We start from the raw sequence: 23476 nt of genomic DNA, 5'->3' as shown, positions 1-23476 counted from the left end.
ACCAGTTCCGCTTCCTGTTCATCTGTCAGCCGTGAAGGTCGTCCGCTTTGTTTTTTGGAGACTAAACCTTGGATTCCATTATGGCAGTAATTTTTCACATAGTGGCTGACAGTATGCTCGTCGCGGCCGATGGTGTGCCCGGCTTCTTTCCGGGTGCGGCCTTCGAGAACCAACTTGACTGCCAGGCAACGCTCGTACAACCGGCGGTTGTCTGTCGTAGTCATCGCTTTTTCCAATTCACGGATTTGACGTTCTGTTTCCATGTTCCCCACTCCTCAAGTGTTTTCTTTAGTATACGCCTACAGGAGGAAAAACGAATGCAATTTAACTCAATTTATATATCATCATTTCAAATCCATGTCAAACAGATTTTGAAAAAAATGTATCGGATTACCGAGGAACTAAACTTTACCACAAAAATGTAAGCCTTGTCAACACAAGCGTATCAGCATCCTTATGGATCCGACATCCAATTTTGAATTGTTTAACAACTAACTTTTTTGGTTGTGCTGCTCCAGAGAAGCCCTCCTCTCCGGAAGTCCTGACAAGATCGATTCGAATTCCTCCGCCCTTAGGGTTCTGAACTGCTACACAAGAAAAAAAGCGGACAACGAATTGTCCGCTTGAAGTAATTTACATCTTATAATCTGTCGTTTAATTCCTTAGCTAATTCTTCAAATCCAGGTTTGCCAAGAAGTGCAAACATATTCTTTTTGTAAGCTTCTACACCTGGTTGGTCGAATGGATTCACGCCGTTCAGGTAACCGGAGATGCCTACGGCGATTTCAAAGAAGTACACTAGATAACCTAAAGAATAAGCATCCATTTCAGGCATAGTGACTAACAAGTTCGGTACGCCGCCGTCTGTATGAGCCAACAATGTTCCTTGGTAAGCTTTTGTGTTTACGAAATCAACGTCTTTACCTTCAAGATAGCCTAAACCATCTAAATCTTCTGCACTTAAAGGAATATCTATTGTTTTGCGTGGCTTAGCAACTTTAACGACTGTCTCAAAGATATTTCTTTGTCCATCTTGGATAGATTGGCCGATTGAGTGCAAATCTGTCGAGAAGTTCGCACTGGTTGGATAAATTCCTTTTTGGTCTTTACCTTCAGACTCGCCGAATAATTGTTTCCACCATTCTGAAAGGTATTGCATACCTGGCTCATAGTTAGCCAAAATCTCAGTCACTTTGCCTTTACGGTAAAGGATGTTGCGGATAGCCGCGTACTGGTAAGCAACGTTGGTTGTCAAATCAGGATTCATGTATGCTTCACGGGCATCAGCAGCACCTTGCATCAACGCATCGATATCAGCACCGCTGACAGCGATCGGAAGAAGGCCAACTGGTGTCAACACTGTGAAACGTCCGCCGACATCATCAGGAATTACGAAAGTCTCGTACCCTTCCATGTCTGCTTCATGCTTCGCTGCTCCTCTTGCTTTGTCTGTGGTAGAGTAAATGCGTTTTACTGCTTCTTCTTTACCATATTTTTTGATCAACAATTCTTTGAAGACACGGAAAGCGATCGCCGGTTCAGTTGTTGTACCTGATTTTGAAATCATGTTAACTGAGAAATCACGATCTCCGATCACTTCGATCAAGTCAGCTAAATACGTTGAGCTGATGCTGTTGCCTGCAAAGAAAATTTGTGGTGTTTTGCGGTCTGCAGTTGTCTGAACGTTGTAGAAAGTGTTGTTCAGGAAGTCAATTGCAGCACGGGCGCCTAAATAAGAACCACCGATACCGATAACAACCAAAACTTCTGAATCGGATTGGATTTTTTTCGCTGCCGCTTTGATGCGCGCGAATTCTTCTTTGTCATAATCTTTTGGCAGATCAATCCATCCAGTGAAATCGTTCCCTGGGCCTGTACCTTCACGAAGCGCTTTGTCAGCGGCTGTTACTTGGTACTGGATGTAGTCCAATTCATGTTGTGCAAAAAACTTCAAAGCTTTAGAGTAATCAAATTGAATATGTGACATTTAATATCCTCCTAATTTGTTTTTATAAAATGACTATTGATGGGAAATAAGGCACCTTAATGGTAGATAGGTACACTGTCCAATTCCAAATCAGTAAGTATTTCCGAGATTTCTGAAGATTTTTTCCATGCGAACTTGCCGGGTTCATTCAGCAAGCTGTCCAAATCAGAAGGTTTTTCTAATGAATCGAAAACAAACAAAGGCATGTTTTTGCCATTTCCTCTCATGTTCGTCAAGTCAAGCAATCGCAACGACTCAGATTCAATGCCAATATGCGCCAGTAACACTTCCATTATGGATCCTAAGGGAGATTTTCCACTTTCGGATAAGTTCACATTAGGTAGGCTGTAGGTTCCGTTTTCTGTATTGACCAGAAAGTACGTCTCCTCTGCATCATTTGTGACCATAACAGTCCCTGCCACTATGTTTTCTTTTATCATCATGAATGTCCCCTTTCATCGGAAGTCGTATAGACAGGATTATTTCCCGTCGATTTCCTAACTTTCTCGTCTTCTTTGGCCTCTTCGATCCAGGTCGGCATCATTTCTTTCAATGTCTCAAAACCGATTTGCGGTAAGTATCTTCTTTTTCTTTTCTTTCTTTTTGCCGGATAACACGGTGTGGCCAACTTTTCCATAGCCCTGAGAGACAGGCTGATTTTCCCTGTGTACTCATCAATGTCTATAATTTTGGCTTCTACTTTATCATCGATCTGAATGAATTCGTCCAGGTTGGTCACATATCCATGCCTACACTCGGATATGTGGATCAGGCCTTGCGTATTCTTGTCCAATGAAATAAAGACACCATATGATTGGATACCTGTTACATTGCCTTCAATTATGTCTCCGATTTTATATTCCATTTTCATCCATAATTCCCCTCACAGTACCGAATAATTATACCACGTGCCTAAATGAAAGGATAGAATTTCTGATGCAACTTTAATCAGAAGCAACTCTTAGGCGGCTTTGTGATCCCTACTCTGAAAACACTCCAGCAATGTCAGGAGTGACGGAAATAGGATAATCTCATTCAAGTAGAAAAAGGGGCACTCTTTCAGCCCCTACTATTACTATTATAGAATCGTAATGCTCTCGATGACAACGTCTTCGACAGGTTTGTCTTGAGCGCCTTTTTTCACGCCTTCGATAGCGTAGACCGTGTCCATGCCCGCTTCCACTTGTCCGAATACGGTATGTTTTTGATCCAACCAAGGCGTTCCACCGTTTGCAGCATACGCTTCAACGATTTCTTTAGGCCAGCCACCCGCTTCCAATTGGGCTAACATTGTCATCGGCACTTCTTTTGCAGTTACGATGAAAAATTGGCTTCCGTTTGTGTTCGGACCAGCATTAGCCATCGACAATGCACCATTGAGGTTGAACAGATTCATTGAGAATTCATCTTCAAAAGAATCTTCCCAAATGCTTGATCCGCCCATGCCCGTTCCTGTAGGATCGCCACCTTGGATCATGAAGTTGTCAATGACACGGTGGAAAATGATGCCGTCATAATAGCCGCTTTCAGCCAAACCTAAAAAGTTCTCGACTGTTTTCGGCGCCATGTCAGGGAATAAACGGATAGTGATATCCCCTTTATTTGTTTTCATAATGACTTTCTTATCGTTTTCTGTTGGTTGTAATTGTGGAAATAAACTCATTATTCATCCTCCTTTTTTTACATTTTACCACAAGATGCAAAAGATTAGTCCTCTGATTCTCCAAAAATGAAAATTCAATCCGTTTTTTCTTTTTCATTAGGTTGTATCTATCGATTCATGTTATCATAAATGGAAAGTAGATATTTAAGTGAAGGATGAAAAATAATGATGATTTTCGAGAATTTCCCCCTAATTTGTTCCCTGGCAGCTATCATGTTCACCCAAGCTTTAAAATATCCGATTGCAATCTTTTCAAAAGACAAGAAAACTTCTTTGTCGATTGTTACTACTACAGGGGGAATGCCCAGTTCCCACTCGGCGGCCGTCAGTTCGCTGATAACGGCGCTTATTCTGCAATACGGCATCGGCTCCGGTTATGTAGCCATCGCTACAACTTTTGGCGTCATCGTCATGTTCGACTCGATGGGAGTCCGTCGCCAGAGCGGCGAACAAGGGATCGTCCTCATAGATGCCATCAAAGAGTTGACCCGCTTGTCACTCAAGTTCCCGAAAAACGAACAGGAATTAATCGCTGAGGAAGCGGAGGAGAAAATCTACCCTGAAGAAATGGCCGTAAAAAAATACCTTGGGCACAAACCTTCGGAAGTTTTTGTCGGACTGCTGACGGGTATTTTTGTGACATTCATCGTCAGAATGTTCTACGAACAAATCTGATACCGCTCCGGGCGACATTTCGCCCGGAACATAAATAACGGAGGAAGAAAATTGACAGATAAAGAAATATACGACATTACCATTATCGGCGGCGGCCCTGTCGGCATGTTCACGGCATTCTATGCCGGCCTGCGGCAAGCCAAAGTCAAAATCATAGAAGCCCTACCCCAGCTCGGCGGCCAACCCGGCATGCTCTATGCTGAAAAAAATATATACGATATCGCAGGCTATCCCGCTATTTCCGGCGGCGACCTCGTAACGAACCTGAAAGAACAGATGGACCGCTTTGACACAAAGCTGGTTTTCGGTGAAGAAGCGTTTGAACTCGAAAAAAACGCAGATGGTATCTTCGAAATTCAAACGACCAAAAATCGCCACTATTCGAAAGCAGTGATCATATCCGCCGGCAATGGCGCTTTCCGGCCGAGGAAATTGGAAATCGAACACGCAGATAAGTACGAAAATACTAATCTGCACTACTTCGTGAACAACATCGAAAGTTTCCGCGACAAGACGGTTGCCATCTGCGGCGGTGGCGATTCGGCAGTGGATTGGGCCTTAACTTTGGAACCTATCGCTAAAAAAGTCTATCTGATCCATCGTCGGCCGCAATTCCGCGCCCAAGAACACAGCGTTCATCTACTGCAAGAATCGTCCGTTGAGATCATGACACCTTTCGTTCCTATCAGTGTCAACGGAAACGATGCGTTCTTGACGAGCGTAACCCTTCAGGAAGCCCGCAAGGATAATACGTTGGAATTAGACATCGATGACTTTTTGATCAATTATGGCTTTTCGTCTTCTATCGGCGGCATGAAGAAATGGGGATTCGAGGTTCAAGGAAATGCAGTTGTCGTGAACTCGAAGATGGAAACCACCATCCCTGGCGTTTATGCTATCGGAGACATCGGTACCTATTCCGGAAAAGTAAAACTGATCGCCACTGGATTCGGAGAAGCCCCAATAGCCGTCAACAATGCGATGGCCTACATCAATCCGGACACCCGCGTGCAACCGATGCACAGTACCAGTTTATTCTAGATTTTATGGAGGACTGTCTCTTTCAGAGATGATCCTCTTTTTGCTTGTAGGCATGGATAATTGGCCGATATCCATCTTTTTTCGCACCCCAGCATCCGAAAAGGTGAATACTTGGCCTTTATTCATGTTCCGTTCATCACACGTATAACCGACCCAATCGAAGGTGCTTCCATACAGCTTATGTCGCAGTATGCGAACGAATATAACTAAATAAAGCAGCCTCAAAATAAAAAGAGAGCACCTTTTTTTTACTTCCCCAGGCAGCCTCTCTTCCAAATCCAACCGTGTAGTGCAAATAATGAATCAAAAATGCCTCTTCTTTTGTTTTCACTTGTCATTCCTCTATAATAAAAGTATCAAATACGAATCCAGGAGGAATTTATATGGTAAAATCAGGCAGCGAGTTGCATGCACGAGCGGTAGCTTTAACAGAGGAACGAGGTGTGAGCGTCGAAGATATTGCAGACCTCGTTTTGCATCTCCAAAAGTCGTATGTAGAAAACTTGACTCTGGAGGAATGCATCGAGAACGTTAAGGCCGTGTTCCTGAAACGGGAAGTTCAGAACGCGATCATCACGGGTATCGAAATAGATAAACTCGCCGAATCGGGGAAACTCTCACAGCCATTGGCGGATATTATCCTGAACGACGAAGGGCTCTACGGCATCGATGAGATCCTTGCCCTTTCCATCGTCAACGTATACGGGTCCATCGGCTTTACGAACTACGGATACATCGACAAAGTAAAACCTGGCATCCTGCAGAAACTGAACGACAAATCCGATTCAGAGTGCCACACTTTCCTTGATGACATCGTCGGTGCCATCGCCGCCGCAGCCGCCAGCCGCATCGCCCACGACAACCCAAACAAAAGCGACATAATGAAATAGAGTGTGATGATTCGCGGGAGGGGATGAACACTAAGAAGCTATTACGAGAACGGCCGCTTTTTGGCCGTGACGTAATAGCAGCTTAGGCGGAATCCCCTGCGAATCAGAACACGTTTTAGAGAGTGTGATGATTCGCGGGAGGGGATGAGCACTAAGAAGCTATTACGAGAACGGCCGCTTTTTGGCCGTGACGTAATAGCAGCTTAGGCGGAATCCCCTGCGAATCAGAACACGTTTTAGAGAGTGTGACAAATCCCGGAGAGAAATCGAGCACTATCCAAAACAAAAACGAGCCTGAATTGCCATCATAGTAGATAGCAGTTCAAGCTCGTTTGCTTTATGTTGTTTTCACTTTTCTGCGTACCCAGAAGTACACTAGCACAAGCACCAGTTCAAGCAGCACGAAGACCAGCACAAAGCAGTGCATGAAGAAGTCTTGCGGCAACGCAAGTATGATCGGGTCTGTCCGCGCATCAAATATCCAGGCATCATTATTGAAGAAGACGCCGTGAAAAGCCACAAACAAACGATCAAAGTTCATGAAAATAATTGCCAAAGCCGCCAATGGAGCTGCGATCATCAGCCGTAACGGATTCATCATGCGCCAGTATCCCTGCTCTTTTTTCACCATCCGCAAAAATAAGCCGGTCGCAACAGCCGACACACCCAGTATGGCGTAATCCAGCAGAAAAAGCCGTTTAACCTCATAAAAATGGAATAATCCACTTTCGGATGCCGGAAAATCAGGCATCTTCAACTCCGTGATCCATGGCAAATTCAGATACCGCATCAAGATCCGATAGTTATCCAAAATGATGTCTTTGGATAATCCAGTCATTTGCTCTATGTTCAAGTAATCAATATCAAAGCTGTAAAGCGGTGTAAAGTTTATCGTAAAAGCAATACTCGCACTCAATACCAGTAAAAACATGGCTACATAGCCAAAAAAATATTTCAGTTTTTGCCCCATCTCTACACTTCCCACTCGGACAGATCATTCACGATGTAGGTCGGTTGCTCATCCTTGCCTTCAATGTCCACCCGTTGCGAGAATCCGGTCAGGACCATCAATGTGTCGACACCATAATGGACGCCAGCCAGAATGTCTGTATTATAGTTATCCCCGACCATTATGACTTCATCTTTCTCCAACTTCATCCGTTTGATGGCTCCTGCCATGATGGTTGGATAGGGCTTTCCGATGATAAGTGGTTCTTTCTGGGTGCAAGCCTTCAGAAAGGCCGTCAACGCACCTGCACCTGGAATAAAACCTCGTTCTGTCGGCAAATTGGTATCAGGGTTCGTCGCAACAAACTTAGCCCCTTGTTGGATCGCCAAACAAGCAGCCTCCAATTGTTGGTAGGTAACCCCCCGATCCAACGCCTGCAGGACAAAATCAGGATGCTCATCCACCATTTCAAACCCAGCTGACTGCACTTCTTGCTTCAATGATGCTTCACCGATGACAAGAACCTTTTTACCGATGTTCCATTCACTCAAGTGATCCAATGCCGCCATTGCGCTCGTATAGATGTGGTCTTCCGTCACATCAATCTGGAAGTTTTTCAAAAGGTTCTCTTTTACCTCCGCGGCTGTCTTGGTTGCATTATTTGTGACGAACAGGAACGGAATATTTTTATCCTGAAGTTCTTTGACGAAAATTTCCGCTGTCGGGATGCGCTCGGCACCTTTGTAGACGGTTCCGTCCAGATCGATTAAATAACCTTTATACTTTTTGATGATATTCTCCTCCTGATCATTGCTCAATCTTTTTGATTTGGAAACTTTTCTTCTGTCCTTTAGCAGATTTGGTTGTCGTAGCCTTTGGTTTATCCTTTGGTTGTGGATCCTTATCGTTCACATCTTTGATAACAAATCCTTTTTTCTTCGGTTGAGTTTTCGGTCTTTCGGCATTTTTTATTTCCTTATTTTTGTTCGTTTGGGCCGGAGTATGGTTTGGCTTGGCAGCCGCTTGAGCAGTTGTATCGGCCGGCAGTTCTTCCCTGTTTGCTTCACGATTTTTCCGTTTACGATTGCGCTTCGTTTTTGTGATTTTTTCTTTGTCCGCGCGTGTTTTTTCAATCACGAAATAGGCACAACCAAAATTGCAGTACTCATAGAGATAATCCTCCAAAAAGCTGATTTTCTTATCTTGAGCAACCTTACTGTTGTTGTTTCTGTAAAAACCCTTCAGACGCAGCTGATCATAGCCCCAATCCCCAACGATATAATCGTACTTACTCAAAATGGAGGTATATCTTCCAGCTAACGCTTCAGGATCAAAGCCTTCACGGTGATCAATGCTCAATTCGTATTCTTGGGTACCCACCAACAGACGGTTACCGTCCAATAACTTAACAATTTCTTCTTCTTTGTGGTCGTTCTTTTCCGACCCAGTATCATCAGCAATAGTTTCCAGCAAGGAGTCTACTTGCGTTTTCAATGCCTCATCCACTATTTCTTTTTTATCCACGATAGCACCTCACATTTCTCTCATTATGAGAAATTTATTTTCCAAATGCAGACCGAACACATCCCTTAGGAAATACGGGAACAGCAGTCGGCTGCGGCCTTCGTTTTCAATTGTCGGGAAATAGCTGATGTAACGGAAATGGTCCACCGTCACAAAGGTGATGTCTTCCTCATCGGAAATCTGCTTACCTCCCACTATCACGTGGTTGGTGAGCGGATCAACTTCGAACCCCCGGTAGCAGAGCTCCCCGAAAATCTTTCCCCGGAAACCCATGCCGGTTATTTCCTTCGTCATCAGTTCTTCACGTTGCGATTCCATTTCCTCGATCATAGCTTTAAAATCCCGTCCTGTCAGCGTGCATTCCAGCAAGCGCATCGGATGCGGAAGGATTTGATGCAGATGGTTTTTGGTGATGATTCCTTTCGGTAGATCCTCCAAGAACAGTCCGGAGTTCAGGATAGCAAATGGCGTACCGGCATATTCACTCACCGCGTCCAAACCCAAAAGTAATAAATCATTGATATGGCCTTCATCTGCTTTCAATTTAACTGGATTATCCGCAATCGGAATCGCAGACAGGAGATTCTCTCCGCGTTCTTGCAGTTCCTCGACTTCCGCACGATCGCCAGTTTCTTTCGGAAGAGTAGCTGCTTCAATCAACTCGGCTTTTCGATCCAAAATCCTGTCGGAATCATAACTGACCGTGACATGCCCGATGTATTTCCCGAACTTACCAGCCCCCAACAATAGGGACTCATCCACATGCTTACCTTCCGGAAGTACATGATGCGTATGCGCTCCAATGATGATTGGAATGGAGCGGTACATTTCGCCGATATGGATATCCTCGATGATGCCGACGTGCGACAGTAGGATGATCAAATCAACGGACGGCGCTACTTTCAACAATATTTTTGGCAGAACTTCATCCGATTCCTTCGGGTCCCAACCGTTCGGAACATAGCTGAGATAAAGAGGTGCCGTCAAGCCGATGATCCCAACCTTCAGACCGCTGGACAAAGTCTTGATCAGATATGGTTGCGCCCAAGTTGGCAGAGCATCCGTTTCCGGATCGTAGAGATTTGCCAAAACGACAGGAAATTCGGCATCATCGTACAATTCGTCCAACTGGCGTTTGTCGTTGCCGATCCCTTCATTGTTGCCGATTGTCACGGCGTCGAAGGGAACCTGGTTCAGCAATTCGATGTTTGCTTTGCCGTTGGTGGCCTCCGTTAAAGGGTGCACCCTGTCGCAGGCATCACCTATGTCGAAAAGCAGGACTTCTTCTCCGTTCATTTCATGGAAAGCTTTCTTTTCCAACAAAAAGCGTCGGATCTTCGGCCAATTTTCAAAATGCGAATGCAGATCATTGATATGGTAGATGTGCAAATTCTTCATGATACGTTCTCCTTTTCCGTTGACAAAGAGGAACGTGCTTCATTCATCTTTCTCTTTAGTAATCTCTTCAACTTTGGCGTGCGCTGCAATCATCAGGTCGGCAGGACTGAGCTCAATCTGCGTACCGCGTTTTCCCCCGGATACGAGCACGCTCTTTTCATCAAGGATATGATGCGACAAATAGGTAGGAAAAGCCTTTTTCATCCCGATCGGCGAACAGCCGCCCCGGATATACCCGGTGGTCGCTTCCAGATCCTTCAAAGGCAGCATTTCGATCCGTTTATTGCTGCTGACTTTTGCAAAAGCCTTCAGGTCCAGTTCGTTCTGCGCCGGGATGACCCCAACGACAACACCTGTCTTATCGCCGACCGCTACAATGGTTTTGTAGACCGCGCCGGCATCCTGACTCATTTTTTCAAGGACGGACAGCGCATCGAGGTGGTCCTCCGACCAAGCGTATTCGTGGACTGTATAGGAGCACTTCTGTTTATCCAACATGCGCATCGCATTTGTTTTGGTTATTTTCTTATTTTTCACTGTCATCTTTCCTTTTTGTCTGATAATGCCTATTTTACCATATGTATAGGGATTGCATCCGGAAAAAGTGATGGTTCCTGCATAAAAAAGCGCAAAAAAGGGACTTCCCAGCGCAATGCTGCGGCAGTCCCTGATATTTTGACGCTGGATTCTGATTAGTGCTCCAAGTTTTCGGCATGGAGCCCTACTCGTTTGGCCAAGTCAATGAACGTTTCTACTTCTTTATCTGAAAGGACAGAAAATATATCTGCGATATACGCAGCATGCAATGGGAAAATGCGGTCCATCAATTTGCGTCCTTCTTCGGTAATGGCTGTAAAAATAACACGGCGGTCAGTTGCACATGGGATGCGTTGCACTAGCCCTTTGCTCTCTAATTTATCGACAACGTACGTCAAACTGCTGCTGGCTAGCAAGACTTTCTTTCCGATATTTTGGATCGGTTGCTCTCCTTTATGATACAACAATTCCATCACGGCAAATTCAGAAAAATTCAAACCTTGCTTCATCATATCTTTCTTCAGTTTGTCCTGTACATGTTGGGATGATTTAAATAACACAGTAAGGGCCTTCAAAGTATCGCGATCTGTTGCAGACATCGTAACACCACCTCCCTTTAATATTTCGATTTCGAAGTAATAATAGCACGAAAGAAAAAGTTTGTCAAAATATACAAACGTTTGCATGATCGGAATAATAGCAGAATGTTTCATAATTGGGGAGCAGAATCCAAGGCATAAACACACTGATTCCAAAAACGGCAAACAGTGAACCCAAAATTACAAGAGATGTATTTTTCATAATAGCTGCTTCTCGGTGATGAATCAGGAATTCCCTAATACACACGTTCAGCCAAATGTACTATACTATCTGAATAGCATATCACAAACAATCTTCATTACGAGGATATTGTTAACTATAAGCAATAAAAATCACCTGGTTTTTGCCAGGCTTGAAGGAGACTATCCATTTGAAAAAATACCTATACATCGGCATGGGTTTCTTGACTTTCGGTCTCGGGACTGTCGGGATGTTCTTGCCGTTCCTGCCTACAACTGTCTTCTATCTGCTGACCGGCTTCTTCTGGGTCCACAGTTCGGACCGTTTGCATAAGCAATTCGTCGAATCGGAAAAATACAAGCAATACATCGAGGAGCCATTAGTGAAGAAAAACATCACGAACCCAGGAATGGTCCGGATGTTCGTGATGATGCTCTTTGTCTTTGCGATCCCTTTTGCGCTAACCGACAGCACGTTGTTGCGCATTGTACTGATAATCGTATACTTGGCCCACCTGATCGGATTGACCTGGCATTTGCGGTTCAGGAAATCGAAAAAAATGTAATACCAGCAATTTACTTCGATAAATATTCAATCGCCTTGCGGTATTTCTCTGCCCGCTCCCTGTCCTTTTGGGTGATCTGCTCCAAACGGCTCAAATCCGAATTGTGCTTCAGGTCCGCCAGCTTCGACGACATTGTCCGGCAACCCCCTCGCCAACAATTCACTGGCCGTCACGTCCGTGTCCTCGATGATGTCATGCAGCAACGCAACTGCCTTCTCTTCATCCGTCGTCATCTCTGCAGCCACTTGCAAAGGATGCAGGATATAATCCAGTCCGGCTTTATCCGTCTGTCCGGCATGCGCCGCTTTCGCTATTTCAAACGCCAATTCTTCCAACATGATGGCACCACCTTTCTCATCCATTATAATCGACTTTACTGCAAAATAAAAAAGGAGCAGCATGAAGTTTATGTCAGTAACTTAAACAACTTGACAACTGTAAAAATGCGGGGCTGAGATTGTCGCATATTGCTCGCGTATTCGACAATTGCAGTGCGATGTGGAAGCAATTTGCCGAAAGTTTCTCGACATTCGACAATCTCGGCCCGATGTGGAAGCAATTTGCCGAATGTTCCTCACCTATTCGACAATTTTTGGCCCATTTTACTGAGTAGTTTGCTTTCCTGGGAATTTTTTGCTTGTCAGAACTGAAAGAGACAGTGGATACGAGTGTATTTATCTCCCGTTTCCACTGTCTCTTATTTTAAATACCCTTAAGTTAATGACGCTGAGCGTGAACAGCTTTTTTTGTTATTTATACTTCAGTTTTGAGATCAAAATGACTAAGGCCAAGCAGAAAGTGACGACGTTGGCGACGAAAAGCGCCATATCCCCGATGTTGTATCCGTGCACCATCCATAAGAAGATACCTGTCACTGACATGAGATACATACCCAGCGAAATGGCCTTCGTGTCCTTTGTCTGCAAAACTTTGATCACCTGCGGTAAAAATGCCAATGTTGTCAATACGCCTGCGATTGATCCAATCATGTTCTTTTCCCCCTGTTTTGTATGTTTATTTTAGTTTATAGAGTAAGTAGTCCAGACAGTCGATTGCCTTCTGGTCCTCATGGATTTTATCCAATAAGCTGTGCCTGTGTTTCTTCAGTAACTCTAGCTGTTTTGGTTGCTCGTTCGTTTGCCGACAGTGAAGGAAAGCAGAGATGGTTTCCTTCGTGCAAGCGGCATCCTTCAGATTTCTGATCAGCATTTCTTCAGTTATGTCCATTCGCCCCACCCCTCTTGAGAATAGAATACAGCGAATCAGCAAGAACATCAAATACCTATACCAGATACCTTGACATACTTGAAAGGCATAGCAAAGAGCGTTAAAATGGTACTGAAGGAGTGGAAGACATGGAAATAAGAGTGTTGCAGTATTTTTTGACAATCGCAAGGGAACAGAGCATTTCAGGAGCGGCAGAATTTTTGCATATTACGCAACCGACCCTTTCCAGACAAATGAAGGAACTGGAAGAGGAACTCGGTAAGCAGCTTTTCATCAGGGGTAACCGGAAGATCACTTTGACGGATGACGGTATGTTGCTGAGAAAACGGGCTGAGGAAATCATCCAGCTTGTGGAGAAAACCGAGTCGGAAATGAATGCGGACACTACTGAATTCAGTGGCGACATTTATATCGGCGGTGGCGAAACCAAAGGCGTGCGAATCATTACGCGCGCAATCAGCAAAGCCCAATCGAAGCACCCGCTGCTCAAATTTCATCTGTTCAGTGGTAATGCCGAGGATGTCACGGACCGTTTGGATAAAGGTTTACTGGATTTTGGGGTTCTTGTGGAGCCAACGAACATGTCCAAATATGATTTCATCAAACTGCCGACAAAAGATAACTGGGGTGTCCTGATGAGAAAAGAGAGTCCAATGGCTGTTTTGGAAAGCATCACACCGAAGGATCTGAGAGGTAAGCCGGTCATCTGCTCGAACCAGCTTCTGGTCAAAAATGAAATCGCCGGCTGGCTCGGTGGCAATGAACGCAGCCTGAATATCGTCACAACCTATAACCTTCTATATAATGCCTCCTTGCTCGTGGAAGAAAACAGTCATTATGCGCTGTGCTTGGATGGCATCATCCATACCGGTGAGAGCAGCGATTTGTGCTTCCGTCCGTTGGAACCGCGGCTTGAGGTCGGGCTTCATTTTGTATGGAAGAAATATCAAGTGTTTTCAAAAGCCTCGGACTATTTCTTAAGGTTGGTGCAGGAAGAGGCTCAGAGACAAGTCGACCGTTGATTTTCGGATGATTTGTCTGATTGATTTCGCCAGCTCCGGCGACGAGTATCCTTAGCGTAGGTGAAGGCTGTGATCAATTGGCCAGCTCCGCTCAGCCATCATTCGCCGGAGTTGCATACTTAATTCATGTCTTATCACCGCTGGAGCCTTGCCTCGCCGGTGGTAAGGAACCCCACGCAGCCTATTCGTTCAAAATAAAAAGCCCAAGTCTATCTATTGCGACTTGGGCTTTTTATTTTTTTAGTGAATCAAATGATGGTGGTATCAAAACTGATGCTGGCAGGATTGATTAAGGTATCGCCGACAGGGCAATGTGATTCAACAAACTCTACGAAATGATTGATTTCCTCTTCGGTGTTATCAGCTTTGACGCGGTAGGTCGCATGAATGTCAGTGAACCCGATTTTGACATTCTCATCGCCCAAAAATCCGTCAGTGTTCAGGTACCCGCTCACCTCAACTTCGAGTTCATGAAGTTTGATGCCAAGTTTTTCGGCAAACATTCTTCCGGCGATGGCTTTACAGCTGCCTAATCCGGCAAGCAATGCCTCCACCGGGCTCAATCCGATGTCAGTACCTCCGAATGCTTCCGGCTCATCCAACACGATGGACTTGCCTCTGGCTTTGTTGATCACCTGGAAATTTTCGTGCAAACTGGTCGATGTGACTTTGTATAGTTGATTTGGCATATCTGCTTCCCCCTTTTAAATTAAAATTTGGTAAGGAAAGAGTACCATCTTCCGGGTAGTTTGGATAACATGCAAAATCGAACACATTTGATATACAAAATCGAATGAACCCATGCAGAAAATCCGGTCATCGGACTATGTACGGTTTTTGTTTCTTTTTTACGCTGAATCGGATATGATAACAACGGCAGGAACAAACGTTCTCGCTTATTTTATTTTTGAAAGGATTCAACATGACTGGAAAAACACACGTAGCGGTAGGGACTGCCGCCAGCTTGCTGGTTACGCAACCTTCCACGCTGAAAGAACTATTTATCTGTATCGGCGTCGCCATCGTCGGGTCCGTCATCAGCGACATCGATGTCAGCACCTCGGAATCCCATCAGACACTGGACTGGATACTTGGTTTGATACTGGCGGTATCCGTCCTGTTGGCATTCGCGGAGTCCAGATGGTCACTCGGGATTTTCTCAGCCATCTTGAACGATAGCTCCTACTCTCGGATTTTTTTCGGGACCGTCATTTTCTTGGGTATCTGCATCTTCGGAAAGGAACAGCCGCATCGGTCGTTTCTTCATTCCTTCCTTGGACTGGCCTTGCTGAGCATGGCTGTCTATATTCTGTCTCCGCTGTTGGTCCCTTATTTTGCGGTTGCGATGGCATCGCATATTGCGATCGATATGCTGAACCACAAGCGCGTGAAGCTGTTTTACCCTCTGCCCGGCGGCATCCGCCTCGGCTTGTGCAGCGCGAACGGCATCGTGAACGACTGGTTGTTCAAAATCGGCAGTCTGGTAGTCGTCATCGAAATGGTCCTGCTGATCGGCAGAATGGGATTGGCATTCTTTTCATAGCGCTAAACTAAAAAACACAAGTATTCCGGCAACAGTTTAGCCGGGATGCTTGTGTTTTTGTTCATGACCAGCCGCAGAGTTGCTCCGTACTCCCGTGAGATTTGTCTTGGTCGGAGGTGGAATTCCGGATACCCCCTTCCTCCGGGTAAGCGGTCTTTGCAGGCGTTAAGACGCTTTAACTTTGCTGTTCTTCGGCGAAATCTGCTTTCGTCGGAACTGGAATCCCTCTATGCAGTCCTCTCAAATCCGTTCGAATTGTCTGAACCATTTTCTTTTGTACGTCAGCCGCCCATAATCACCGATGACATACTTGCGGTATACCCCTCTGCCGACACGGAAAGTGATGCGTTCGCCACCGTCCACTTCGAATGTCAACACGTAGTTTGTTGTCGTAACCATAGAATCACCGTTCATGTGGCTCGCATTCTCCGTATCTTTCCCGATCAATTTGGCTTTTTCGGTAACCTCTATGGCTGTCAGATTCAAAACCATATTTATGATCAGATACCCAAATACACTGATGACTCCGATGCTCACCAGAGTCATTATCAACTCAAAATTCTCACCCATGCCCATCACACTCCTTGTTAAAATAATAACACTTTTTGATGGAATATTATAACAAATCAGCAACTGATTATTCAGGAATTCTTGTGATGTGCTCCTCCAAATGTAGTTTCCTAAAGCAAAGTCAATCAACAGGTCAACATTGATTCTAAACCAGTAGCTTCTCATTGCTTTTGTGTTTACATTGGGCGTACGATGTCATATAATGCAATAAAAAGGAGGGGATCCGAATGGTCACTAAAGTAAAGAAAACCACGATTCAAGTTAGAATTGATGAAACAACCAAAAACAAAGCGGCAGCCGTATTTAACAATCTAGGCATGGATACAAGTACCGCCATCAATGTATTTTTAAGACAAGTAATAGCTGAAAACGGTTTGCCATTCCAACCAAAGCAACCTGCATTCAATAGTGAAACCCTAGCCGCTATCCAAGAAGCTGATGAAATGGTCAAAAACAAAACAGGGAAAAAATATGCTTCCGTTGACGAGCTTTTCGCTGACATTTCAGAGGAGTAGAAGATATGCTCGAGATGCAGCAGTCAACGAAATTCAAAAAAGATATTAAGCGATTGCAGAAGAGAAATTACAAACTTGAAAGACTGAAATCGGTCATGAAGATGATCGTCGAAGAAGTTCCTTTGCCGGAAGACGAATATCGTGCACACCTATTAGAGCCAACAAAAGATTTTCACAATTGTTGGGAATGCCATATTTCTGGCCGGAAAAGTGATTGGTTGCTCATTTACAAATATTACCTTGACGAAAATCTAGTTGTGTTCATCCGGACAGGAACACACGCGGATGTCTTTTGATTTGAAATCAGGAAGATAACTCATTCCAAAATAGATAATCTAAACTATTCATACATCAAAAAGTTCGGGAAAATTCCACATGGAAATCTTCCCGGCCTTTTGCATTTATTATTTATTCGATTGCTGATGTCCACTTCTGGTATATGCATTTTAAGGTTAGGCAAAAAACTGGCATTCTGATCGGTCCGATTCGAGGCGAAATTGCCGAATATCGGACTAACATTCGATAATTTTGTTCCTGTTTTGGGCGAAATTGTCGAATGCTGCCTAGCATTCGACAATTTGACTCCTTTGCAGTTCGAAATTGTCGAATACATCACACCTATTCGGCAATTCGTTCCACAAAATCAACCACCGCCACAAAAAAGCTCTCCCACCGATTGATGGAAGAGCTTCTTTATGTTCAATCATTATAGCTCGCTGCCGTTCGAGGCAATCACTGATTTGTACCAGTAGAACGAATCTTTCTTGATTCGGTTGAATGTCCCTTTGCCGGCGTCATCAAGATCGACGTAGACAAAGCCGTAACGCTTCTTCATTTCGCCTGTGCCTGCCGAAACGAGGTCGATGCAGCCCCATGGCATGTAGCCGATCAGATCGACGCCATCGATTGTGACCGCGTCCCGCATTGCTGAAATGTGGTCGCGCAAGTAAGCGATTCTGTAATCGTCGTGGATTTCGCCATTTTCGATCGTGTCGATGTTGCCCATCCCGTTTTCGACGCACATCAGTGGTTTCTGGTAGCGGTCATACAGTTCGTTCAAAACAAAACGGAAACCTTTGGCATCGACCGGCCAGCCCCACGGCGTTTTTTCCAGGTACGGATTTGCTTGTCCTTGCTGGCCGCCGGTTGTCGTGGTGATGTCGGAGTTTCTGTCGTATACCGTTGTCCGGTAGTAACTGAAGGCAAGGTAGTCGGAGGGGTGATTTCTCAATATTTCCTCGTCGCCTTCTTCCATCTTCAATTCAAAATCGTATTCATCAAAAATGCTCTTCGCGTAGGCCGGATAATAGCCGCGCATCATCACATCCGAGAATAATAAGGCTCTGCGTCTGAACAGATAGGCTCCGAATACATCATCCGGGTGGCACGTATTCGGGTAAATGCCGGACAGAGCTAACATGGTTCCGATCTTAACGTCAGGGATCATTTCATGGGCCAGCTTGTTCGCATAGCTGCAGGCTACCATCAGGTGATGCAACGCCTGGTATTTGCCCGCTGCTTCTTCCGGCAAATATTTGGTCGGAAGGATCGGACCTTTGTTCTCCGTTTTAGCGTCCTCTTTTTTATAGGTTCCCAAAGTCCAGAAACCGCCCAAAACATTGATTTCGTTGACGGTGATCCAATATTTCACCTTGGATTTGTATCGGTTGAACAGCACTTCACTGTAGCGAAGATAGAAATCGATCATTTTCCGGTTTGCCCAGCCGCCGTATTTCTTGGCCAACCCCACCGGCATATCGAAGTGAAGGATCGTCACGATAGGTTCGATGCCATGCTTCAAGCATTCGTCGAACACATCATCATAGAATTGCAGCCCTTCTTCGTTCGGCTCCTCCTCGTCCCCGTTCGGAAAAATTCGCGTCCAAGAGATCGCCAATCGGTAACTGTTGAACCCCATCTCCGCCATCAGCCCGATATCCTCTTTGTAATGGTGGTAGAAATCGGTGGCGTTGTGGCTTGGATAATACTCGCCCTCTTTCAGGATCGGCTCCGCCCCCAGTGGAAGCGACTCCCCTAAAGTAATGTGATCCGTTTTACCATTGGCATCGGTAAAGTAGATTTTTCTGGAAGAAGTATAGCTTCCCGCTGTGATCAGGTCTGAAGCAGCCAAACCTCTTCCACCTTCAGTATAACCGCCCTCGTATTGGTTCGCGGCGGTTGCGCCGCCCCACAGGAATGTTTCCGGAAATGCTTTGTTCACTGTCATTACCACCTTTTCCATTTGTGTCTGAACACTTATATCTGCTTCCATTATTGATTTCACGACAAAAAAAGTAAATGCTTTCGGCGGCTATTGGCACGCCGTTGCAGGATTTCTTTTTGAGCGCTCATTTGTTGAAACAGAATTTCATCATTTGGCCCTGTTTTATTTCATGGTTGATAATTGATTAAGATTTTTGATTTGGGGTATAATATAGGCAGAAACAGTTGCGGAGGTTTGGTAAGTGATGAAAAATATGGAATTTAATATCAATGATTTAAAATGGATTAGAGAACCTAAAAACAATCGTATTACTGAAAACAAAATAGAAATTATTACAGAACCGCATACTGACTTATGGCAAAGAACCTATTACAATTTTAGGAATGACAATGCTCCTGTTTTGCAAAATAATACGGATGAAAAATACTTTTCTTTTATAGTAAAAACTGAATTTGAAAGCACTCATCGATTTGACCAATGTGGAGCTGTTATGTATTTAGATAGTGAAAATTGGTTTAAATGTTCCGTTGAATATGAAAATGAAGATTTTCAACATTTAGGCAGTGTTGTTACGAATAATGGCTATTCTGATTGGGCTACAACAGTTATTGATGCATCGATTAAATCTATGTGGTATAGATTTAGTCGAAGAGAGGATGATTATTGTATAGAATCATCGATTGATGGAATTCATTATAGTCAGATGCGGATATTCCACATGTGGAAAGGTAATGGCACTATTCAATTTGGTATCTATGCTTGTAGTCCAGAAAACTCATCGTTTAAAGCAATATTTACAAATATGGAGGTAACAGATTGTAAATGGCTAGCTCATGATGGGCAAGCCTCAGATGGCAATAAATAGGGAGAAATTTCAATTTGACAATCAGATTATTGTGACCAGTTTTAATATATTTCGAACTAAAGACCAGTGAAATTTCATTGGTCTTTAAATTTATCATATATCATCAACACTATTTCAAGACAGAGCCCATCATATAAATCCATAAATGGTATAATTGGGCCAAAACGGGGGTGATATTTCTGAACCTAATCAGCAGAATGAACCAAAGCCATTTTTTCTCGAACGCGGAGAACAGCATCATCCATTTTCTGCTTGAAAATCCGGATGATTTAAAAAATGCCACAACCAAAGATCTTGCCGCGAAAACCTTTACCAGCCCGTCAACCATCGTGCGGCTTGCCCAAAAACTGGGCTTTCAAGGCTACAATGATTTCAAAATCGAGTTCCTGGCCGCTGTCCAGCAGACCGACAGTCCACTGGTTTCAATCGATGCCAATTTCCCGTTCAAAAAAACAGACGGCATCACCGAAATTTCCTCAAATTTATCCCAGCTGTTCGTGGATGCGGTCAAGGAAACCAATTCCCTGGTGGATGAGGATACATACGGTCAAGCCATCGATCTGCTAGACCAAGCGACCTTCATCGATATTTATGGCGTCGGATCAAACCAGCACTTAGCCTATAATTTCACGCTTGATATGCGGCGCATCAACAAGGAAGTCACGACATCCACCAGCCAGCAGGAGCAGCTCATTAAGGCCGCCACCTCGAACAAAGACAGGGCCGCTCTGATCATTTCCTACACCGGCGAAACAAAAGACATCCTTGAAATCTGTCAATTGCTGAAGGTTTCAGAAACGCCGATGGTCTGCATCTCCAGTGTCGGCAACAACAGCATCAGCGATTTGTGCGACATCACCTTGAACATCGTCACCTGGGAAAAAATGTTCTCGAAAATCAGCACCTTCTCTTCCAGTGTGTCCACTCTTTTGGTGTTGGATATTCTGTATGCCGGCCTGTTCGCGCGAAACTATGATAAAAACAAGGAACGCTTGCTTCAGGTAAAGGCGAACACCACAGGTTTCCGATCCAAAATCCAGCCTCTGATTGAGGATGTTTAACTTACAAAAATTCACTTCTAACTTCTGGCATTTCGAATAAAAATTCATATAAAGGAGTGTTCTGATTATGATGCAAGCAAACAAGAATGCTTTCCCGAAGGATTTTCTCTGGGGTAGCGCTTCAGCAGCTTATCAAGTGGAAGGCGCATGGAACGAGGACGGCAAAGGTCCTTCGATCTGGGATGAATTCGTGAAAGTACCCGGCACCACCTTCAAAAATACAAACGGGGATGTCGCGGTCGACCATTACCATCGCGTGGAGGAAGATATCCGCTTGATGGCGGAAATGGGCCTGAAAACCTATCGTTTCTCCATCGCCTGGGCACGGATTTTCCCGACTTCCATGGATGAGGTGAACCAAAAGGGCTTGGATTTCTATCACAAGCTGATCGATCTGTGCCTCGAAAACGGCATCGAGCCTATGGTGACGATCTATCACTGGGATCTGCCGCAGTTCCTGCAGGAAAAATACCGCGGTTGGGAAAGTCGGGAAGTCATTACCGACTTCAAGAAATACGCTGTGACTTTGTTCGAGGCGTACGGCAGCAAGGTGAAATATTGGATCACGATCAACGAGCAAAACATCTTCACACGGATGGGCTGGCTGACGGCGCAGCATCCGCCGAAAATGAGCGGCGAAGAAAAACTCTATTACCAGGTCAACCATAACGTGTTCTTGGCGCATGCCGAGGCCGTGCTCGCCTTCCAGGATCTGGTTCCGGACGGCATGATTGGTGCGAGCTTCGCGCTGCATCCGAGCTACGCCATCGACTGCAAGCCGGAAAATGTTGTAGCAAAGATGGATTACGACGATCTGAAAAACTATTGGTGGATGGATGTTTACGCGCATGGGCGCTATCCGAAAGCAGCCATGAAGTATCTCCAGACTAAAGGCGTGGCACCTGAATTAGAGCCGGGCGATGCGGAATTGTTGGCGGAAGCGGCCAAGCACGTCGACTTCATGGGCGTCAACTATTACCGCAGCGATACGGTCGAGTACAACCCGTTGGACGGCGTTGATAGCAGCGGCGTGTTCAACACGACCGGCGAAAAAGGATCGATGACTGTTCCGGGCGTTCCTGGCTTGTACAAAAATCCGCTGAATCCGAATCTGCCGACGACCGATTGGGATTGGACCATCGATCCGATCGGCATCCGTGTCGGCTGCCGCGACATCACGAGCCGCTATGACTTGCCGATCATCATTTCCGAAAACGGCCTCGGCGCTTTCGACACACTCGAGGAGGACGGCAGCATCCATGACCCTTACCGGATCGCCTATCTGTCGGAACACCTCAAGGAAATCAAACTGGCGATCGAAGAAGGCTCGGAAGTGCTCGCCTACTGCACCTGGTCGTTCACCGATCTGCTCAGCTGGCTGAACGGGTACCAAAAACGCTACGGCTTCGTCTATGTCGACCAGTACGAAGAAGCCGTCGAACCTTCCCTTAAGCGCTACAAGAAGGATAGCTACTTCTGGTACAAGGATGTCATCGCCAGCGATGGAAAAACGCTGTTCGAGTGACAGTCCCTCATTCCAAAAATCATAGAATAGCGCAAAATACCCGATGGAGAGGGTTTCATCGGGTATTTTGCTGTACTTTGTCATCTATTTCCCGGTGAACGGACCCTCACCGGGAATTCCGGTCCGATTTTTTCGAACAAATCTGTGAACAAAACGTGATCGTGGATTTCCTCTTATTTTCTTTTTGAACGACATTTTACAATGAAAGCCATATATCAAAAACTTTATTTGAAATCACCCCTTACAAAAACAGTCAATATTTGGTATAATATGTATACAACGTGTTGTTTTGACGAACGTAAGTCCTGTTGTCAAAAATCTGCACGCTTTTTTTGTTGCTTTTGGAAAAGATATGGAGGAAAAAATGTACAAAGTAAATGATTTGATAGTGTATGGTAACGAAGGGGTCTGCAAAGTCGAAGCGATCGAAGTTATGAATGTCACTGCTGTCGCAAATGATCGTCTATATTATGTTTTGAAGCCACTGTATCGTAACGGAACAGTATTCACACCCGTTGATACGAAAGTATTTATGCGTCCCGTGATATCGGCTGATGACGCGCAAGAAATCATCGAGCAAATTCCCTCAATCGAAACGGATATCCTATACAGCAGCGCGAATCTGCTTTCCGAACATTATGATAAAGCCATGGAACGTCATGATTGCAAATACCTGATCCAAGTGATCAAAACGGTCTACCTCAAGAACCAAATCGCCGCCACAAAAAATAAAAAGGTTTCTGAAACCGACAGACGCTACATGAAAAAAGCCGAAGAAATGCTTTACGGCGAATTCGCTGTTGTGTTGGAAATGCCAAAAAATGAAGTAAAGACTTACGTCGAAGAAAAAGTTGCGGCAATCGAATTAAGTTTAATCAAATAAAACACTTTAAATGAAAAACAGAAATCCGGATA

Annotated in this window: 29 protein-coding genes and 1 pseudogene; 12 read left to right on the top strand and 18 right to left on the bottom strand. The window is 44.8% G+C overall.

Going from position 1 to position 23476, the window contains the following annotated elements; translation table 11 throughout:
* The 5 genes from TES5_RS07250 to TES5_RS07230 form a co-directional block, all read right to left on the bottom strand.
* Positions 1–263, bottom strand: a 263-nt coding sequence (locus tag TES5_RS07250; protein ID WP_143148279.1) for a helix-turn-helix domain-containing protein, incomplete at its 3' end; no start/stop codon positions are given.
* A 377-nt stretch (positions 264–640) separates the two neighbouring features.
* Positions 641–1987 carry a glucose-6-phosphate isomerase gene (locus TES5_RS07245; protein ID WP_068561192.1) on the bottom strand — a complete coding sequence of 449 codons (1347 nt, stop codon included), beginning with the start codon at positions 1985–1987 and terminating at the stop codon, positions 641–643.
* Between the two features lie 56 nt (positions 1988–2043).
* Positions 2044–2430 (bottom strand): hypothetical protein, encoded by a 387-nt coding sequence (locus TES5_RS07240; RefSeq protein ID WP_068561191.1) that lies wholly within the window; start codon positions 2428–2430, stop codon positions 2044–2046.
* A complete protein-coding gene (locus TES5_RS07235; RefSeq protein WP_232309313.1) occupies positions 2427–2858 on the bottom strand; it encodes a CvfD/Ygs/GSP13 family RNA-binding post-transcriptional regulator in 432 nt (143 codons plus the stop codon). Before TES5_RS07235 ends, TES5_RS07240 begins: the two co-directional genes overlap by 4 nt.
* 207 nt (positions 2859–3065) lie before the next feature.
* Positions 3066–3650, bottom strand: a complete 585-nt coding sequence (locus TES5_RS07230) for a peptidylprolyl isomerase (RefSeq protein ID WP_068561190.1) — start codon at positions 3648–3650, stop codon at positions 3066–3068.
* Positions 3651–3815: 165 nt separating this feature from the next.
* On the opposite strand from TES5_RS07230, the gene TES5_RS07225 reads away from it, so the two are divergent.
* Positions 3816–4325: a divergent PAP2 family protein gene (locus tag TES5_RS07225; RefSeq protein ID WP_068561189.1), complete on the top strand. Its 510-nt coding sequence runs from the start codon at positions 3816–3818 to the stop codon at positions 4323–4325.
* Between the two features lie 51 nt (positions 4326–4376).
* A complete protein-coding gene (locus tag TES5_RS07220) occupies positions 4377–5366 on the top strand; it encodes an NAD(P)/FAD-dependent oxidoreductase (protein ID WP_068561188.1) in 990 nt (329 codons plus the stop codon).
* A 178-nt stretch (positions 5367–5544) separates the two neighbouring features.
* Here the strand turns inward: TES5_RS07220 and TES5_RS15165 are convergent, their stop codons facing one another.
* Positions 5545–5697, bottom strand: coding sequence for a hypothetical protein (locus TES5_RS15165; RefSeq protein WP_157080393.1), 153 nt, complete (start codon positions 5695–5697; stop codon positions 5545–5547).
* Between the two features lie 52 nt (positions 5698–5749).
* Here TES5_RS15165 and TES5_RS07210 point away from each other — a divergent pair, with 52 nt between their 5' ends.
* Positions 5750–6256 carry a phosphatidylglycerophosphatase A family protein gene (locus tag TES5_RS07210; RefSeq protein ID WP_068561186.1) on the top strand — a complete coding sequence of 169 codons (507 nt, stop codon included), beginning with the start codon at positions 5750–5752 and terminating at the stop codon, positions 6254–6256.
* Between the two features lie 337 nt (positions 6257–6593).
* On the opposite strand, the gene TES5_RS07205 is transcribed toward TES5_RS07210, so the two are convergent.
* The 6 genes from TES5_RS07205 to TES5_RS07180 form a co-directional block, all read right to left on the bottom strand.
* Positions 6594–7187 carry a TIGR01906 family membrane protein gene (locus tag TES5_RS07205; protein WP_232309317.1) on the bottom strand — a complete coding sequence of 198 codons (594 nt, stop codon included), beginning with the start codon at positions 7185–7187 and terminating at the stop codon, positions 6594–6596.
* Positions 7188–7228: 41 nt separating this feature from the next.
* Positions 7229–8023, bottom strand: a complete 795-nt coding sequence (locus tag TES5_RS07200; protein ID WP_232309312.1) for a TIGR01457 family HAD-type hydrolase — start codon at positions 8021–8023, stop codon at positions 7229–7231.
* A complete protein-coding gene (locus TES5_RS07195) occupies positions 8013–8729 on the bottom strand; it encodes a YutD family protein (RefSeq protein WP_178137791.1) in 717 nt (238 codons plus the stop codon). Before TES5_RS07195 ends, TES5_RS07200 begins: the two co-directional genes overlap by 11 nt.
* A gap of 9 nt (positions 8730–8738) precedes the next feature.
* A complete protein-coding gene (locus TES5_RS07190) occupies positions 8739–10127 on the bottom strand; it encodes a bifunctional metallophosphatase/5'-nucleotidase (RefSeq protein ID WP_068561183.1) in 1389 nt (462 codons plus the stop codon).
* A 39-nt stretch (positions 10128–10166) separates the two neighbouring features.
* Positions 10167–10670: a Cys-tRNA(Pro) deacylase gene (gene ybaK / locus TES5_RS07185; protein ID WP_143148201.1), complete on the bottom strand. Its 504-nt coding sequence runs from the start codon at positions 10668–10670 to the stop codon at positions 10167–10169.
* Positions 10671–10819: 149 nt separating this feature from the next.
* On the bottom strand, positions 10820–11263 hold the full coding sequence (locus TES5_RS07180; RefSeq protein WP_068561182.1) for a MarR family winged helix-turn-helix transcriptional regulator: 444 nt from the start codon (positions 11261–11263) through the stop codon (positions 10820–10822).
* 371 nt (positions 11264–11634) lie between these two features.
* Between TES5_RS07180 and TES5_RS07175 the strand changes: the two genes are divergently transcribed.
* Positions 11635–12009, top strand: a complete 375-nt coding sequence (locus tag TES5_RS07175) for a YbaN family protein (RefSeq protein WP_068561181.1) — start codon at positions 11635–11637, stop codon at positions 12007–12009.
* A 10-nt stretch (positions 12010–12019) separates the two neighbouring features.
* On the opposite strand, the pseudogene TES5_RS07170 reads toward TES5_RS07175, so the two are convergent.
* From TES5_RS07170 to TES5_RS07160, 3 genes and pseudogenes are all read right to left on the bottom strand, one after another.
* Positions 12020–12347 (bottom strand): annotated as a pseudogene (locus TES5_RS07170) (HD domain-containing protein).
* Positions 12348–12758: 411 nt separating this feature from the next.
* Positions 12759–12998 (bottom strand): SemiSWEET family sugar transporter, encoded by a 240-nt coding sequence (locus tag TES5_RS07165; protein ID WP_068561180.1) that lies wholly within the window; start codon positions 12996–12998, stop codon positions 12759–12761.
* Positions 12999–13023: 25 nt separating this feature from the next.
* Entirely contained in the window at positions 13024–13236 is a 213-nt protein-coding gene (locus TES5_RS07160; RefSeq protein ID WP_068561179.1) for a hypothetical protein, read from the bottom strand.
* A 128-nt stretch (positions 13237–13364) separates the two neighbouring features.
* Here TES5_RS07160 and TES5_RS07155 point away from each other — a divergent pair, with 128 nt between their 5' ends.
* A complete protein-coding gene (locus TES5_RS07155; protein WP_068561178.1) occupies positions 13365–14258 on the top strand; it encodes a LysR family transcriptional regulator in 894 nt (297 codons plus the stop codon).
* Between the two features lie 248 nt (positions 14259–14506).
* Here TES5_RS07155 and TES5_RS07150 read toward each other — a convergent pair whose 3' ends face one another.
* Positions 14507–14947: an OsmC family protein gene (locus TES5_RS07150; protein ID WP_068561177.1), complete on the bottom strand. Its 441-nt coding sequence runs from the start codon at positions 14945–14947 to the stop codon at positions 14507–14509.
* A 233-nt stretch (positions 14948–15180) separates the two neighbouring features.
* Here TES5_RS07150 and TES5_RS07145 point away from each other — a divergent pair, with 233 nt between their 5' ends.
* Positions 15181–15801 carry a metal-dependent hydrolase gene (locus TES5_RS07145; protein WP_068561176.1) on the top strand — a complete coding sequence of 207 codons (621 nt, stop codon included), beginning with the start codon at positions 15181–15183 and terminating at the stop codon, positions 15799–15801.
* A 240-nt stretch (positions 15802–16041) separates the two neighbouring features.
* Here the strand turns inward: TES5_RS07145 and TES5_RS14925 are convergent, their stop codons facing one another.
* The gene (locus TES5_RS14925) at positions 16042–16371 is read right to left on the bottom strand and encodes a DUF2500 domain-containing protein (protein ID WP_178137790.1); all 330 of its coding nucleotides are present in this window, start codon (positions 16369–16371) and stop codon (positions 16042–16044) included.
* A 227-nt stretch (positions 16372–16598) separates the two neighbouring features.
* Here TES5_RS14925 and TES5_RS07135 point away from each other — a divergent pair, with 227 nt between their 5' ends.
* Both TES5_RS07135 and TES5_RS07130 read left to right on the top strand, forming a co-directional pair.
* The gene (locus tag TES5_RS07135) at positions 16599–16886 is read left to right on the top strand and encodes a type II toxin-antitoxin system RelB/DinJ family antitoxin (RefSeq protein WP_068561175.1); all 288 of its coding nucleotides are present in this window, start codon (positions 16599–16601) and stop codon (positions 16884–16886) included.
* A 5-nt stretch (positions 16887–16891) separates the two neighbouring features.
* The gene (locus TES5_RS07130) at positions 16892–17182 is read left to right on the top strand and encodes a type II toxin-antitoxin system YafQ family toxin (protein ID WP_068561174.1); all 291 of its coding nucleotides are present in this window, start codon (positions 16892–16894) and stop codon (positions 17180–17182) included.
* 410 nt (positions 17183–17592) lie between these two features.
* Here TES5_RS07130 and TES5_RS07125 read toward each other — a convergent pair whose 3' ends face one another.
* Positions 17593–19113: a glycoside hydrolase family 1 protein gene (locus TES5_RS07125; RefSeq protein ID WP_068561173.1), complete on the bottom strand. Its 1521-nt coding sequence runs from the start codon at positions 19111–19113 to the stop codon at positions 17593–17595.
* 250 nt (positions 19114–19363) lie between these two features.
* Between TES5_RS07125 and TES5_RS07120 the strand changes: the two genes are divergently transcribed.
* From TES5_RS07120 to TES5_RS07105, 4 genes are all read left to right on the top strand, one after another.
* On the top strand, positions 19364–19975 hold the full coding sequence (locus tag TES5_RS07120) for a DUF1349 domain-containing protein (protein WP_068561203.1): 612 nt from the start codon (positions 19364–19366) through the stop codon (positions 19973–19975).
* 197 nt (positions 19976–20172) lie between these two features.
* The gene (locus TES5_RS07115; protein ID WP_068561172.1) at positions 20173–21036 is read left to right on the top strand and encodes a MurR/RpiR family transcriptional regulator; all 864 of its coding nucleotides are present in this window, start codon (positions 20173–20175) and stop codon (positions 21034–21036) included.
* A 67-nt stretch (positions 21037–21103) separates the two neighbouring features.
* Entirely contained in the window at positions 21104–22561 is a 1458-nt protein-coding gene (locus TES5_RS07110; RefSeq protein WP_068561171.1) for a glycoside hydrolase family 1 protein, read from the top strand.
* Positions 22562–22925: 364 nt separating this feature from the next.
* On the top strand, positions 22926–23444 hold the full coding sequence (locus tag TES5_RS07105; RefSeq protein ID WP_068561170.1) for a CarD family transcriptional regulator: 519 nt from the start codon (positions 22926–22928) through the stop codon (positions 23442–23444).
* Positions 23445–23476 lie beyond the last annotated feature (32 nt).

This window comes from Trichococcus sp. ES5 (assembly GCF_900067165.1).
Taxonomy (GTDB): Bacteria; Bacillota; Bacilli; order Lactobacillales; family Aerococcaceae; genus Trichococcus; species Trichococcus flocculiformis.
The sequence above is the reverse complement of the archived record's forward strand: the minus strand, read 5'-3'. Positions and strand labels throughout refer to the sequence as shown.